Annotated in this window: 9 protein-coding genes, 1 tRNA gene, 2 pseudogenes and 1 other annotated feature; of the genes and pseudogenes, 10 read left to right on the top strand and 2 right to left on the bottom strand. The window is 61.3% G+C overall.

What is annotated here, in order from left to right; translation table 11 throughout:
• From Q7C30_RS15930 to Q7C30_RS15895, 8 genes and pseudogenes are all read left to right on the top strand, one after another.
• A complete protein-coding gene (locus tag Q7C30_RS15930; RefSeq protein ID WP_317872085.1) occupies positions 1-582 on the top strand; it encodes an isochorismatase family protein in 582 nt (193 codons plus the stop codon).
• Positions 583-640: 58 nt separating this feature from the next.
• On the top strand, positions 641-1,864 hold the full coding sequence (locus tag Q7C30_RS15925; protein ID WP_317872084.1) for an MFS transporter: 1,224 nt from the start codon (positions 641-643) through the stop codon (positions 1,862-1,864).
• Positions 1,861-3,492: an ATP-binding cassette domain-containing protein gene (locus tag Q7C30_RS15920; RefSeq protein WP_317872083.1), complete on the top strand. Its 1,632-nt coding sequence runs from the start codon at positions 1,861-1,863 to the stop codon at positions 3,490-3,492. Before Q7C30_RS15925 ends, Q7C30_RS15920 begins: the two co-directional genes overlap by 4 nt.
• A gap of 115 nt (positions 3,493-3,607) precedes the next feature.
• Positions 3,608-3,736, top strand: a pseudogene (locus Q7C30_RS15915) (transposase domain-containing protein); the annotation flags it as partial.
• 88 nt (positions 3,737-3,824) lie between these two features.
• Positions 3,825-5,324, top strand: a complete 1,500-nt coding sequence (locus tag Q7C30_RS15910; protein WP_317872082.1) for a DUF3375 domain-containing protein — start codon at positions 3,825-3,827, stop codon at positions 5,322-5,324.
• A gap of 2 nt (positions 5,325-5,326) precedes the next feature.
• Complete coding sequence (locus Q7C30_RS15905; protein ID WP_317872081.1) at positions 5,327-6,076, top strand: DUF4194 domain-containing protein; 750 nt, start codon at positions 5,327-5,329, stop codon at positions 6,074-6,076.
• Positions 6,073-9,378, top strand: a complete 3,306-nt coding sequence (locus tag Q7C30_RS15900) for an ATP-binding protein (RefSeq protein ID WP_317872080.1) — start codon at positions 6,073-6,075, stop codon at positions 9,376-9,378. The genes Q7C30_RS15905 and Q7C30_RS15900 overlap by 4 nt, the downstream gene beginning before the upstream one ends.
• The gene (locus tag Q7C30_RS15895; RefSeq protein ID WP_317872079.1) at positions 9,329-10,519 is read left to right on the top strand and encodes a Wadjet anti-phage system protein JetD domain-containing protein; all 1,191 of its coding nucleotides are present in this window, start codon (positions 9,329-9,331) and stop codon (positions 10,517-10,519) included. Before Q7C30_RS15900 ends, Q7C30_RS15895 begins: the two co-directional genes overlap by 50 nt.
• A 26-nt stretch (positions 10,520-10,545) precedes the next feature.
• Here Q7C30_RS15895 and Q7C30_RS15890 read toward each other — a convergent pair.
• Both Q7C30_RS15890 and Q7C30_RS15885 read right to left on the bottom strand, forming a co-directional pair.
• Positions 10,546-11,068, bottom strand: a pseudogene (locus Q7C30_RS15890) (IS3 family transposase); the annotation flags it as partial.
• Positions 10,677-10,793: a sequence feature (AL1L pseudoknot), on the bottom strand. Its footprint overlaps the pseudogene before it by 117 nt.
• Positions 11,069-11,157: 89 nt before the next feature.
• A tRNA-Arg gene (locus tag Q7C30_RS15885) sits at positions 11,158-11,234 on the bottom strand.
• Positions 11,235-11,626: 392 nt separating this feature from the next.
• Here Q7C30_RS15885 and gabD point away from each other — a divergent pair.
• Together gabD and gabT are read left to right on the top strand one after the other, a co-directional pair.
• On the top strand, positions 11,627-13,069 hold the full coding sequence (gabD, locus tag Q7C30_RS15880) for an NADP-dependent succinate-semialdehyde dehydrogenase (protein WP_039581491.1): 1,443 nt from the start codon (positions 11,627-11,629) through the stop codon (positions 13,067-13,069).
• 178 nt (positions 13,070-13,247) lie between these two features.
• Positions 13,248-14,525 (top strand): 4-aminobutyrate--2-oxoglutarate transaminase, encoded by a 1,278-nt coding sequence (gabT, locus tag Q7C30_RS15875; protein WP_317872078.1) that lies wholly within the window; start codon positions 13,248-13,250, stop codon positions 14,523-14,525.
• Positions 14,526-14,596: the final 71 nt, after the last annotated feature.

Genomic DNA, 14,596 nt, shown 5'->3' with positions numbered 1-14,596 from the left:
ATGACATCTTCGATCGCTTCCCGTGTCCATGGTAAAACGACCCTGATCATCAACAACATGCAAGTCGATCTGTTGCCCATGATCCAGGACGCCAGCCGCGTGCTCGAGCATTGCTGCTGGCTGGCCGAACTGGCCCAGGAAATCGAACTGCCCGTGACACTGACCTGCCATGAAAAGCTAGGCGCGCTGCCGACGCGGCTACGTAAGGCAGCGGGTGCCTGCACGACGCTTTCCAAATGCCATTTCAACGTGCTCGATGTACGCGAGTGCGACGTCTTTGGAACTACCACGCCCGGCAACCACTGGATTTTCGCGGGCGTGGAAACCCACGTCTGTATCCTGCAATCGGCACTGGCGCTACGGGCACGCGGTGATCAGGTGTCTGTCGTCGTCGATGCGGTATCGTCGCGCAGCGTCCTGGATCACGAAGTGGCGCTCTCGCGCATGGCCCGCCATGGTGTGGAACTGATCACTCGCGAAATGCTGTTCTTTGAAACCATGGCGCAATCGGAGCGCTCGGATTACCTGGCGCTGAGCCAGCGCTTTCTCGATGGCCGCTACCTGAAGACTTATGGCGAATGATCCAGATAGCCGCCTCTTACGCCACCTCCACTTGTACCTTGTTCGCACGGAGTCAGCCATGAGCGCCGTTCTCTCGCAGACACACGCCACTACCAAGGCGGCACCCTTCATCCTGCTGCTGATCATCTTCATTGACGGCCTGGGCACGGCATTGCTGTTGCCGATGCTGCCGATGTTGCTGGATCCGGCCGACCCTGCCGGAGTGGTATTCGCCAGCGCGCCTACTGCCGTTCGGACGGCGTGGCTCTACGGTGTGCTTTTAGCGGGCTACGCCTTTGCAATGATGCTGGGTGCGCCGCTGCTGGGCGCGCTTTCGGACCGTATCGGGCGGCGCCCGACGCTGCTGCTTGCGGTGGCAGGATCAGTCGCCGGATATGCCCTGAGCACCTGGGCGGTGAGCCAGGGCAGCGTGGCGTTGCTGATTGCCGGACGGTTGCTGGGAGGCGCCTTCGCCGGTAGCGTCCCGGTGGCCCAGGCCATGCTGGTTCAGACCCCCGACAGCGCAATGAAACGCATCGGGTGGGTGATGTTTGCCATGACGGCGGGCTTTTTCGCCGGTCCCGCGCTCACGGGTATCCTGCTGGCAGGTCACATGCCAGGGGCAAGCTTGCTTCTGCCGCTGCAGGTCGCCCTGACCCTCAGTGTGCTGTGCCTGTTGATGGCTTTCATACTGCCCTCTGGCCCCGCTCCGGCGGCAACCACGGGGCCATCGCTGATCAGACAGGTCTTGAACGGCTTCACTTCCCCCGCCACACGCAGGCCATTGCTTGCCCTTCTCTGGCTGCAAATCGGCTGGAATCTCTTCTACCAGTATCTGCCTTGGATGCTCGCGCGCCAGAGCCAGGCTGTAGGCAGCATCAGCCTGCTGCTGACAGTGATCGGGGTCGGCATGTGCGTCGCCTTCATCTGGGTGGCTGGAGCCTTGCAAACCCGCTATCGAGCACCACGGATCGCACGCATTGCCATCCTCACCCTGGTGGTGAGTTGCGCACTGCTCGCGGCCACGCTCGATAACCCCCTGGCCCTGGTTTTCGGTGCCCTTGCCGCAATCGCCTACGGTGTGGCGTACACCGCCCTGATCGGGCATGCCCTGGCATGCGAGCAGGCAAGCCTGCGTGGCACGGTGCTGGGCATCGCCGCCTCGCTGGCTGCCGGTGCCGCAGCCGTCACAGCGCTAGTGGGCGGGATAGTAGGTGTCTGGGGCAACCTGCTGCTGGTCTCGATGAGCGTGGGTGCTCTGATCCTGAGCAGGGTCGCCCTTGGAGCAGGAGGCGATCGATGAGCATCGACAATGGCACCTTGATCATCAAGGATCTGGCCTTGCGCCTGCCAGACGGCAGGCCGCTGTTTTCGGGCCTGAACGCGACGTTCTCCCGGCAGTTCACCGGCATCGTGGGGCCCAACGGCAGTGGCAAATCGATGCTGGCGCAGATCATGGCGGGCTGCCTGGCTCCGAGTACCGGTAGCATCCAGTGTGCCGGCAGTATCGGGTATCTGCCGCAGTGGCTGGGGCCGATCAGCGGTACCGTCGCCGATCTGCTGGGGGTTAGTCGCACCCTGCAGGCCTTGGCCGAGGTGGAGGCGGGCGCCTGCGACCCGGCGCTGTTCGACCTGATTGACGACCGCTGGAACCTGCCAGGCGATATCCACGCCTGCCTCACGCGCCTGGGGCTGGCCCATCTGCCGCTCGATCGTGCCAGCGAGACCTTGAGCGGAGGTGAGACTGTACGCCTGATGCTCGCCGGCCTGCGCCTGGGTGGCGCACGAGTATTGATACTCGACGAGCCCACCAACCACCTCGATCGTCAGGCCCGTGAGCAGTTGAGCGAGGAACTGCGACAAGGCAAGGAAACGCGCATTGTCATTTCCCATGACCGGGCCTTGCTGGAGCATGCCGACCGCATCCTCGAGCTTCGCAGCGATGCACTGGTGCAATACAGCGGTGGCTACAGCAGCTATCGCGAGCAACGCCAGGCCGAGCAGGACAATGCCCAGACTGCACTGGTCAGGGCGCGGGCGGCACGCGACAGCGTCGAACAGCAGATCACCGTCGCCCGCCAACGCGAGTTGCAACGCGCCAGTCATGGCCGCAAGGTAGCGCGTGCTACCGGCACTCCGGCCATTGTCGCCAACGCTCAGGCAGAGCGCGCCGAGCAACACAGCGGGCATCAGCGCATCCAGCAGGCACGCCTGAGTCAGATGGCCCGCGAGCGGGTCGAGCAGGCCAGCGCGAACGTTGAGCCAGTACGCCCAAGCCAACTGTTGGCACCAACCGGTCTGGTCGCCAACGCGACCCAGGTGGTCATGCTCGAACACTGCGAGCTTCCCTTCGGACCCGCCGACAGCCGCTTGATCGATCTGACCCTGCACGGCCCGGTGCGAATGGCGGTGATCGGGCCGAACGGCTGCGGAAAATCGACGCTGCTGAAGGTGATGGCCGGGCAACTGCTGCCGGCCAGCGGCAACGCCCGGCACATCGCACGCACACACTTGATAGACCAGCACGCACAGACCTTCGACCCCGGGCACAGTATCGAGCAAGTGCTGCGCAATGAGCTGGGTACTGTCGAGGAGGGCCGCTTGCGCCAGATTTTCGCCAATGCTGGACTCGATGCGCGGCAGATGGCTACACCATTCGGTCAGCTCAGTGGGGGGGAGCGCCTGCGCGGGGCGCTCGCCTGGCTGGCCGGCGGTCCTGAACAGACCCAACTGCTGCTGCTCGACGAAGTGAACAACCATCTTGATCTGGCGGCCTTGGAAGCGGTCGAGCAACTGCTCAGGCAGTTCAAGGGCGCGCTGATCGTGAGTGCCCATGACCGCGATTTTTTACAGGCGCTGGAATTGACGCACCAGTTGATCTGGCAACCAACGGGGTGGAGTTATGAACCGTGGAGCGAGGCGTGGCAGTGAAAGGGCCACCTCCCTCAACGCCACGATCCTGTCATTGGGGGCGTGTGGCAGGTTGCGCGGTACGTATTGGGAGAAGAGTTGGCACAGATCGAAAAAGCAGCCGCTCATTTGACACTCGGCGATCATAAGCCTGATTCAGTCGGCCCGCATGAATGGGCATGATCCGTATGCCTATCTCAAGGACGTGCTGACACGACTGCCTACTCAACGGGCGAGCGAGATCGGAGCCTTGTTGCCGCATCAGCGGACGCCTACTCAACGAGCGCAAGGTGTGTTCGCGGCTCGCCTACTGGTAAGCTCGCTCTCAGACAACCTTTGTCAATGTGGCCGTCATGGAAGAAAGCGCGCAACAGCGTTTAGAGCGCTATGTATCCGCCCGCAGCCAGCACCCTGCGTGGCTTTTGCTCGCCTCGCGGCGAGCTCCGCTCGTATTGGGCTGCCTGCGCACGCTATTCGAGCGGGCGCATGATGGCGTCCCCATGGAGGATGCACTGCAAGCACTGTCCGAAATGCTAGCTGCTTATGCCAGCCAGGAGCTTTACGAAATCGACCCGGATGCAACGCATCTCCACGCAGGTCGTGAACTTCGTGAATGGATCAAGCGGCGTCTGGTCGTAGAACGAGAGGGGCGTATCTATGCAACCGACGCGTTGGAGTCCGCCATCCAGTTCGTCGATTCGCTGGATAGTCGGATCATGACTTCGACGGCATCTCGCCTTTCGGTGGTTCAGCGTGAGATCGAAAACCTGGAAACGGGTCTGAACCCCAGTCCAACTGGCCGTATTGCCAGCCTGCGCCGCCGGATCCAGGATTTGGAGCACGAGCTAGCGCAGGTAGAGGCTGGCAACGTCATCGTGCTGGATGAAGCGCAGGCGATAGAGGGCATACGCGAGGTCTATAACCTGGCCACCAGCCTGCGCGCGGACTTTCGACGAGTTGAAGACTCGTGGCGCGAGGCGGATCGCGCCCTTCGACACTCGATCATCAGCGAGCAGTCTCACCGTGGAGAAATCGTCGATCGGTTGTTGGACGGGCAAGATGCTCTACTCCACACTCCCGAGGGGCGTGTCTTCGAAAGTTTCCAGCAGCAACTGAGGCAGTCCGCTGAGCTGGAAACCATGCGTGAGCGCTTGCGCACCATCCTTCGTCATCCAGCGGTTCCAAAGGCGCTGAATCGTCCCCAGCAACGTGAGCTGCGCTGGCTGGCGTTACGCCTGGTTCGGGAGTCGCAGGCTGTGCTCCAAGCGCGCGCCCGAAGCGAGCGCGATGTTCGTGGCTTCATGAAGACGGGGCTGGCCGCCGAGCATCATCGCGTCGGACAGTTACTCAACGACTTCTTCAATCTAGCGCTCAGCGTTGACTGGCAACGCCAGTCAGAACGCCGTAAGCCTGCATGTTTACCACCAGTTGGCGTAGCCATTACCGGTGTCCCAGCAATCGAGCGTCTCCGCTTCAAGACTCTGGATGACGATGATACGGGCGAGCTGGATCTGAGTTTGAAGCCTGCGAAGTTGGAGCAGATTGATGATGACTTCTGGGATGCCTTCGACGGGCTGGATCGTGAAGCGCTGATTCATGACACCCTGGCTGTGCTGGTGGAGCAGGGTCGCCCCGTGAGTCTCGTGGAGCTTGCGTCTTTGCTTCCACCTGTTCACGACCTGGAAACCTTTGCGCTCTGGCTGGCGATGGCGCGCGAGGCAGGTATCGAGGTGCTGACAGAGGAGCGTCAGCTCGTGGAGCTAGTTGACGAGGATGAGCAACGCTGGCGCTTCAATCTGCCTTATGTCGGACTCGACCACGAGGCACTCAAGGACATCGATTGGGAGTTGTGAGCATGGCAGGGATCTTCGATCGAATTGCAGGCGCCTCTGGCACCGACGAAACGGAGCTGACGGTGGAGCCCATGGCGTTGGATGACGGCATGGATGATGAACAGCCTCTCATGAGCGCCGCTGTTCAGGTCGATGAGCGCCGGACGCCGCAACGGGTACGTGAGGCCGTACAGGAAATGCTCAAGTACGGGCTGCTGGAAGAAAGTCACAAGCCCAACCTGTATCGCTCAGCGCTTTCCAATATCGAGGCGGTCGACAGAATTCTGGAACCCCTCGACCTTGCCATGGGGGTCGACGAGGTTCGGGGGCTGGTGTTTGTTACCGTTCGCCAGGGCGAGGTAGCCGAGCAGGATGACTGGTCGCACCCCCTTGTGCGTCGGCAAAGGCTGAATCTGGAGCAGTCCCTGCTGATAGCCATTCTGCGACAGCATTTCATTGCGTACGAACAGGAGAGCGGTACGGGCGCCAGTCAGGCACTGGTAGCGGTTGATGAGCTGATTCCCCAATTGCAGGTTTACCTGGGCGAACTGGGCAGCGAGGCGAAGGAGCGCAACCGCATCATCACACTGCTGGATCAGCTCAAGGGGCATGGTCTGGTGTCGGCTCTGGACGCTCATGATCGCGTCATCATCCGCCCCATCATTACCCACTTGGCCAACCCGGAGAACCTGCAGGCACTCGTGGCTTGGCTGCGCGAGCAGGTGGAGGGCGCGGCTACGCCGGCTGCCGGTGCTGAGGAGGACGAGGCGTGAAGCAAGCACTACTCTGGCGTGACAGCGAGACCTTCATTCTCAGCAGCATCGAACTCTATAACTGGGGCGGCTTTCAGGGCTATCACCGTGCCGAGATCGATCCTTCCGGCACCGCCGTGATCGGCCCGACGGGGAGCGGTAAAACGACGCTGGTGGATGCTCTGATGACCTTGCTGTGCGCCAACCCGCGCTACAACCTGGCCTCCACGGGTGGACATGAAAGTGACCGGGATCTGGTGTCCTATGTGCGCGGCGTCACCGGCCCTGGGGACGGAGGTGTAGAGCAATCTCATGTCGCTCGCCAGGGTAGGACGGTAACCGCCATTGCAGCCACGCTCGAGCGTGACGGTACGCAGGTTCGGCTGGGCGCTGTGCTCTGGTTCGAGGGCACAAGCTCCTCGGCGTCCGATCTGAAAAAACTTTGGCTGTTAAGCGAGTCCCCCGAGCAGACTCTGGAGTATTGGCTCAGCCAGCATTCTTCAGGCGGCATGCGGGCTCTGCGTCAGATGGAGAAGGATGGGACTGGTATCTGGCCTTACCCGAGCAAGAAAGCTTTCTTGGCCAGGCTCAGGGATTACTTCGAGGTCGGTGAAAACGCCTTCACTTTGCTCAACCGCGCTGCCGGCCTGAAGCAGCTCAACAGTATTGATGAGATCTTTCGCGAGTTGGTGCTGGATGACCGCTCCGCCTTCGAGCGGGCTGCCGAGGTCGCCAGTAGCTTCGATGATCTAACTGACATCCACCGAGAGCTGGAAATCGCTAGAAAGCAGCAGCGCTCATTGCAACCGGTCGCCGATGGCTGGGAGCGTTACAGGGCCTTGCAAGAACAGCTGCAAGATAAACAAGCCCTCGAAGGCATCCTTCCAGTCTGGTTCGCCGAGCAGGGGTATCGCTTATGGTTGGCTGAAACCAACAGGCTTGAGACGGAGTACAAACAGGCCGAACTGGATCAGGAGCAATGCAGGAGTCAGCTCGAGATCCAAAAGGGTGTGGCCGATCAACATCGCCAGAGCTACCTGCGAGTAGGTGGCGCAGGGATAGATCAATTACGCGGGCGCATTGCTGATTGGGTCCGCGAATGCGATAAGCGACGCCTGAAAGCCGAGCAATACCAACGCTTGGCCAAGGGGCTTGGACTAGCGGATGAGTTATCGGCCGCTGCTCTCAAGGAGAATCAGCAGCAGATCGCGGCACGCCTGGAAATACTGACCCAGCAAATTACTGACACGCGTCAAAAGGCGTTCGATGCAGGTCTCGTTCAGCAGGAACTCAATGGCCGCCTGCAGCTCTTACAGCAGGATCGTGCTGAGGTTGAGAGACGGCCAGGCTCGAACCTGCCCGGGCATTTTCATGCTTTTCGAGGTGATCTGGCGCAGGAGCTTGGCGTCGATGAGTTGGCCTTGCCTTTCGTTGCCGAGCTGGTGCAGGTCAAGCCCGAGGAACTGACCTGGCGGGGTGCCATCGAGCGGGCAATCGGTAGCCACCGGCTCCGTATCCTGGTGCCGCAGGGCTCATCCCAGAACGCACTGCGTTGGGTGAACCAACGGTATAACCGCTTGCATGTGCGCTTGTTGGAGGTAAAGGAGACGTCGTCGCGCGCTGTGTTCTTCGACGATGGGTTTACCCGCAAGCTGAGCTTTAAGGAGCATCCGTACCGAGAAGCTGTAAAGGCACTACTGGCGGACAATGACCGCCACTGCGTCGAAAGCACGGAGCAATTGCGTCATACCCCTCACGCCATGACAGCCCAGGGGCTGATGTCGGGTAAAGAACGCTTCTTCGACAAGCAGGACCAGAAGCGCCTGGATGAGGACTGGCTTACCGGCTTCGATAACCGCGACCGTCTGGCCTTCTTGGCTGAGCAGATTCGCGAGGTCAATGAACAGCTCGCGCCTGCCAAGCTGGCCCTGGATTCTGCCCAAGGCGATGTACGTCAGTTGGAGAATCAAGCTTCGCTGCTGCAACGCGTCGAAGAGCTGCAATTCGAGGATATTGATCTGCCGGGCGCCGAGCGTCAGCTGCAGTCGCTGCGTACACAGCTAGACACCCTGACGCGCCCCGACTCCGACCTTGCCATGATCAAGGCCGAACTGGATCAAGCCGAGGCGCTGCTGGACTCTCAGGATCAACAGTTGCAACGACTGATCGAGCAGTGCGTGCAGTTGAGAACTCAGTTCGAGCAGGCCGCATCCGCTACCCGTAAGGCCTATCGTGGTGCCGAAAAAGGGCTGAACGATACGCAGCGTGAACTGGCGCAAACGCATTTCCCGACCCTGACGGCAGATGACCTCGGCGATATTGTCGAGCTGGAGCGCCAGCATACGCGTGAGCTGCAAGGGCAGCTCAAAGCGCTCGGCGATAAACTCGGCGATCAGAAAACAGAGCTAGCCAAACGTATGTCCGACGCTCTGAAGGTGGACACCGGGGCGCTTGCGGAGGTCGGGCGAGAACTGGTGGACGTACCCAGGTATCTGGAACGTCTTCGCGTGCTGACCGAGGAAGCCCTGCCCGAGAAACTCAAGCGCTTTCTGGAATACCTCAATCGTTCCTCGGATGATGGCGTCACCCAGTTGCTCAGCTATATCGACCATGAAGTCTCGATGATTGAGGAGCGCTTGGATGACCTGAACAATACGATGCAGCGTGTCGACTTTCAGCCCGGACGCTATCTGCGCTTGGTCGCGAAAAAGGTCATTCATGAAAGTCTTCGCACCTTGCAACAGGCTCAGCGTCAACTGAACTCGGCGCGTTTCATCGATGATGAAGGCGAGAGCCACTACAAGGCACTGCAGGCGCTCGTTGGCCTGCTCAAGGATGCTTGCGAGCACAGCAGGAATCAGGGCGCAAAGGCGCTGCTGGATCCGCGCTTCCGCTTGGAGTTCGCGGTCTCGGTGATCGATCGCCAAAGCAGGAGTGTCATCGAAACCCGAACAGGTTCTCAGGGGGGAAGTGGTGGCGAGAAAGAGATCATCGCCTCCTATGTGCTGACCGCTTCCCTCAGCTATGCGCTCTGTCCCGACGGCAGCAGCCGGCCGTTGTTCGGCACCATCGTGCTCGACGAAGCGTTCTCGCGCAGCTCCCATGCGGTTGCCGGTCGAATCATCGCAGCGCTGAGGGAATTCGGCCTGCATGCTGTCTTCATCACGCCCAACAAGGAAATGCGCCTGTTGCGCCACCATACGCGTTCGGCAGTCGTCGTTCATCGGCGCGGCGTGGAATCCAGCCTGGTGTCCCTGAACTGGGAAGCTTTGGATGAGCATCATCAACAGCGCATCAAGGCCATGCATGAAGTCGCCCACTGACATCAGTCGCAGCCTGGCCAGACAATGGCAGCGCTCCAGCGTGCGCTTGGAACGCTTGCTCAATCCCGCTAGCTGGCCGCAAAGCCTCAACATCGGCAAGCCTTCGGCACGTCTATTCACTGACAACATCCAGGCGGTACTCCGGCATATAGAGAGCTGGCGGAGCGTGAACGTGGGTGAAATCGACTGGGAGCCCGTCAGCTACCGAGCAGGGCTGTCCCCCATTTCCTTGCCGATGCGTTGGCACTTGCGTAGCCCCTCCGAATGGATTGCCGCGAGCGATGATCCAAGGGTCAGCCAGGAGTACGCTCGACTCGAGTATCTGGTCGAGCAGGTAGACAGTGCCTTTCATGCGCTGCTGGTGGCACAACGGAGCTTGTGGTTGAGGAAGCCGTCTGAAGAAGTCGTCGCCACGGCGCGACTCGCCACCCGGTTGTCGCCAGGCTGTGCCCGAGGCCGTCCGCTGCGCCTGCTTGCCGAGCACGGCGTAGACACCAAGTTTTTCGAGCGCAACGCCAGCTTGCTGACCTGGCTCCTCGACGAGCGCTTCGGAGGCGCGGCGTCCGAGCAAGGCCTGACGACTTTTCTGGATGCCTTTGAGGAAAGCAGCCACTGGGTTCTGGTCGTTCCCCTTCAGCCTGAGCTGTTGCCCTTCAAGTGGCTCAGACTCACCACTGCGGAACTGGCTGAAACCCCACTTCCCGGTTCGCGATTGCTCGTGGTGGAAAACGAGCAATGCATTCACTTACTGCCTGAGAGCTTACCGGACACCCTGGCTGTGCTGGGCTCAGGACTCGATTTGCAGTGGCTAGCGTCCGCGCACCTGGCCGGGAAACAGATCGCATACTGGGGCGATATGGATACCTGGGGCTTGCTGATGCTGGCGCGAGCGAGACTCCATCAACCAGCAGTCGAAGCACTATTGATGGAGCAAGCGCTGTTTGAACAGCACTCACCGGTGAGCGCAGTCGTCGAGCCGACCAAAGCTCTGGATTCGGCCCCACTTGGTTTGCTGGCTGACGAAGCGGACTTCTATCGGTATCTGCTGGTGCAAGAACGAGGACGTCTTGAGCAGGAGTACCTGCCAAAGGAAAAAGTTGAGCGCGTTATCGAGCAGTGGGCTCGAAAGATTCCTGTATAGGGCGGCTGGCGGTGGGCTTAATAGCCCACTCCGCCATAGCACTGCATGTTGGTGCCACACACGCGCTGGATCTCCAGGCTCAACGCCTCATCGCGCCGAGCACGGCAACAACGCAATGCTGGATGACGCAGTTGGGCCGCATGTCGGTGGTAACAGACGGGGCAATCTGCAAGACACGGCAGATCGACTCGACCCCGAGACGGTCACGGTACTGATCGACAGACGCCTTCAGGACTTGGTGCGGCGGTCGAGCTCCGCCTGGGTAAGATACGCACTGGCCAGGCGCAAAATCTCGTTGGCTTTGCGCAGTTCGCGGTTCTCACGCTACAGGGGTTTTGATGCGCCCACGCTCTTCGCTGGTCGGCCTTGGACGCTGACCGGCATCGGTCTGGTGGCGGCGAATCCAGGCATGGTTTGCGCGGCACCGCCAATCTTCGGGGCTATGGCTTCAATGGTCGCCCACTCGGAGGAGTAGTCGTTTAGGTGTGCCAGAACCCTGCGTACAGCAAGTTCACGGACTTCAGGGGAATAGGTCGTAGTCTTTCTCATGGCCTCATCTTTTCAAGAGTTGAGGCCTCCACGAAACTTGGGGCGATTCAAGTCGAGTTTTAATAAAGACTCGATAAATCAATAGGGGATGGCGCACCTGGCGGGATTCGAACCCACGACCCTTGCCTTCGGAGGGCAATACTCTATCCAGCTGAGCTACAGGTGCAGCGCGGGCGCCATGATACCGGTCTGTATCGATGGCGTCCATCACCTTGATCTCTGGCAGGTTTTCCCGAAGAGCCTTGGCGGCCATATGGCTGAATGAAACGTGTGGTACCCCGTATTCAGAACGATCTGCGGATCTTGGCCATTGAGCCGGTGAACCTCCCGACTGGACGCCACTCACCGCATTTGGCCATTCGTTCTTTTTTTCGAACAGGCTATTGTCCAACACCCCAGCACCCGCTTAGCATTCGTTTGAGATTTCAAACGCTCGATGCCCATATCGAACACCGATTCGATCGGGTGCCAGCATCCATGACGGTCGCCTTAGCCGGCGCCTGAAGCACAATCAACCATTCGCGCCGTGCGTGTACGGTGCGGTCAAGGGAAGCCGACATGCAGCTCAAAGACGCTCAGTTGTTCCGCCAGCAGGCCTTCATCAACGGTGAGTGGCTGGACGCGGACAGCGGTCAGACCATCCAGGTGACCAACCCGGCCACGGGCGATGTCATCGGCAGCGTGCCGAAGATGGGCGCTGCGGAAACCCGCCGCGCCATCGAAGCCGCCGACAAGGCCCTGCCGGCCTGGCGCGCGCTGACGGCCAAAGAGCGTTCGGCCAAGCTGCGTCGCTGGTTCGAGCTGATGATCGAGCACCAGGACGACCTGGCCCGCCTGATGACCACCGAACAAGGCAAACCGCTGGCCGAAGCCAAGGGCGAGATCGCCTACGCGGCGTCGTTCATCGAGTGGTTCGCCGAAGAAGCCAAGCGCGTCTACGGCGACACCATTCCGGGCCACCAGCCGGACAAGCGCCTGATCGTCATCAAGCAGCCGATCGGCGTCACCGCCGCCATCACCCCGTGGAACTTCCCGGCGGCGATGATCACCCGTAAAGCCGGCCCGGCCCTGGCCGCTGGCTGCACCATGGTGCTCAAGCCCGCCTCGCAGACCCCGTACTCCGCCCTGGCCCTGGTCGAACTGGCCACCCGCGCCGGCATCCCGGCGGGCGTGTTGAGCGTGGTCACCGGCAGCGCTGGCGAAGTCGGCGGCGAGCTGACCGGCAACGCGCTGGTGCGCAAACTGTCGTTCACCGGCTCGACCGAAATCGGTCGCCAACTGATGGAAGAATGCGCCAAGGACATCAAGAAAGTGTCCCTGGAGCTGGGCGGCAACGCGCCCTTCATCGTGTTCGACGATGCTGACCTGGACAAGGCGGTCGAAGGCGCGATCATCTCCAAGTACCGCAACAACGGTCAGACCTGCGTCTGCGCCAACCGCCTCTACGTGCAGGACGGCGTGTATGACGCCTTCGCCGAGAAGCTCAAGGCGGCGGTCGCCAAGCTCAAGATCGGCAACGGCCTGGAAGACGGCACCACCACCGGCCCGCTGATCGACCACAAGGCCGTGGCCAAGGTCCAGGAACACATTGAAGACGCCGTGTCCAAAGGCGCCAAGGTGCTGTCCGGCGGCAAGCTGATCGAAGGCAACTTCTTCGAGCCGACCATTCTGGTGGACGTGCCCAAGCACGCGGCCGTGGCCAAGGAAGAAACCTTCGGCCCGCTGGCCCCGCTGTTCCGCTTCAAGGACGAGGCCGAAGTCATCGCCCTGTCCAACGACACCGAGTTCGGCCTGGCCTCCTACTTCTATGCCCGCGACATGAGCCGCGTGTTCCGCGTCGCCGAGGCGCTGGAGTACGGCATGGTCGGCATCAACACCGGCCTGATCTCCAACGAAGTCGCGCCGTTCGGTGGCATCAAGGCCTCGGGCCTGGGCCGCGAAGGTTCCAAGTACGGCATCGAGGACTACCTCGAAATCAAATACCTGTGCATCAGCGTCTGATGCGCTAAGGGATTTACCTCGCCAGCGGGGCGCGAGAGCGACGTCCCGCTGGTTTTTTTGACAGCGCAGTACCTGGTGGCCGGGGCGTGCGCGGCAGTCGATCAACGAATACTGTCCGCCGTCCGCCTAGCCACCCCCGAATAACAGCGCCGTAAGCCTCGGCGCGAATGAGGGCATTATGAGCAAGACCAACGAATCCTTGATGCAACGCCGTGTCGCCGCCGTCCCACGTGGCGTCGGCCAGATTCACCCGATCTTCGTCGAGTCGGCGAAGAACTCCACGGTGATCGACGTCGAAGGCCGCGAACTGATCGACTTCGCCGGCGGCATCGCAGTGCTCAACACCGGCCACCTGCACCCGAAAGTGGTCGCAGCCGTCCAGGAACAGCTGACCAAGGTCAGCCACACCTGCTTCCAGGTGCTGGCCTATGAGCCCTACGTCGAGTTGGCCGAGAAGATCAACAGCCTGGTGCCGGGCGACTTCGCCAAGAAAACCCTGCTGGTCACCTCCGGCTCCGAAGCCGTGGAAAACGCCGTCAAGATCGCCCGCGCCGCCACCGGCCGTGCGGGCGTGATCGCCTTCACCGGCGGCTACCACGGCCGTACCATGATGACCCTGGGCCTGACCGGCAAGGTCGTGCCGTACTCGGCTGGCATGGGCCTGATGCCCGGCGGCATCTTCCGCGCCCTGTTCCCGAGCGAACTGCACGGCGTGAGCGTCGATGACGCCATCGCCTCGGTCGAGCGCATCTTCAAGAACGACGCCGAGCCGCGCGACATCGCCGCGATCATCCTCGAGCCGGTACAGGGCGAAGGCGGTTTCCTGCCGGCGCCGAAAGAGCTGATGCAGCGTCTGCGCGCCCTGTGCGACCAGCACGGCATCCTGCTGATCGCCGACGAAGTGCAGACCGGCGCTGGCCGTACTGGCACCTTCTTCGCCATGGAGCAGATGGGCGTCGCGCCTGACCTGACCACCTTCGCCAAATCCATCGCTGGCGGCTTCCCGCTGGCCGGTGTGTGCGGCAAGGCCGAGTACATGGACGCCATCGCCCCGGGCGGTCTGGGCGGCACCTACGCGGGTTCGCCGATCGCCTGCGCCGCGGCCCTGGCCGTCATCCAGGTGTTCGAGGAAGAGAAACTGCTGGAGCGCAGCAAGGCCGTCGGCGAGCGCCTGACCGCTGGCCTGCGTGAAATCCAGCAGAAGCACCCGATCATCGGCGACGTCCGTGGTCTGGGGTCGATGATCGCCGTGGAAGTGTTCGAGAAGGACACCCACACGCCGAACGCGGCGGCCGTGGCACAAGTCGTGGCCAAGGCGCGCGACAAAGGCCTGATCCTGCTGTCCTGTGGCACCTACGGCAACGTCCTGCGCATCCTGGTGCCGCTGACCGCCGAAGACGCGCTGCTGGACAAAGGCCTGGCTATCATCGAAGCGTGCTTCGCCGAACTGGCGTAATTCACGGCTTCGCTGGAAAAACCCGCTTCGGCGGGTTTTTTTATGCCCAAGTCCAGCAGGTGGCGCTATGG

The organism is Pseudomonas sp. RAC1, assembly GCF_030658255.1.
GTDB classification, from domain to species: domain Bacteria; phylum Pseudomonadota; class Gammaproteobacteria; order Pseudomonadales; family Pseudomonadaceae; genus Aquipseudomonas; species Aquipseudomonas boreofloridensis.
Note: the sequence above shows the minus strand (reverse complement) of the source record. Positions and strands in the feature narration are given on the sequence as shown.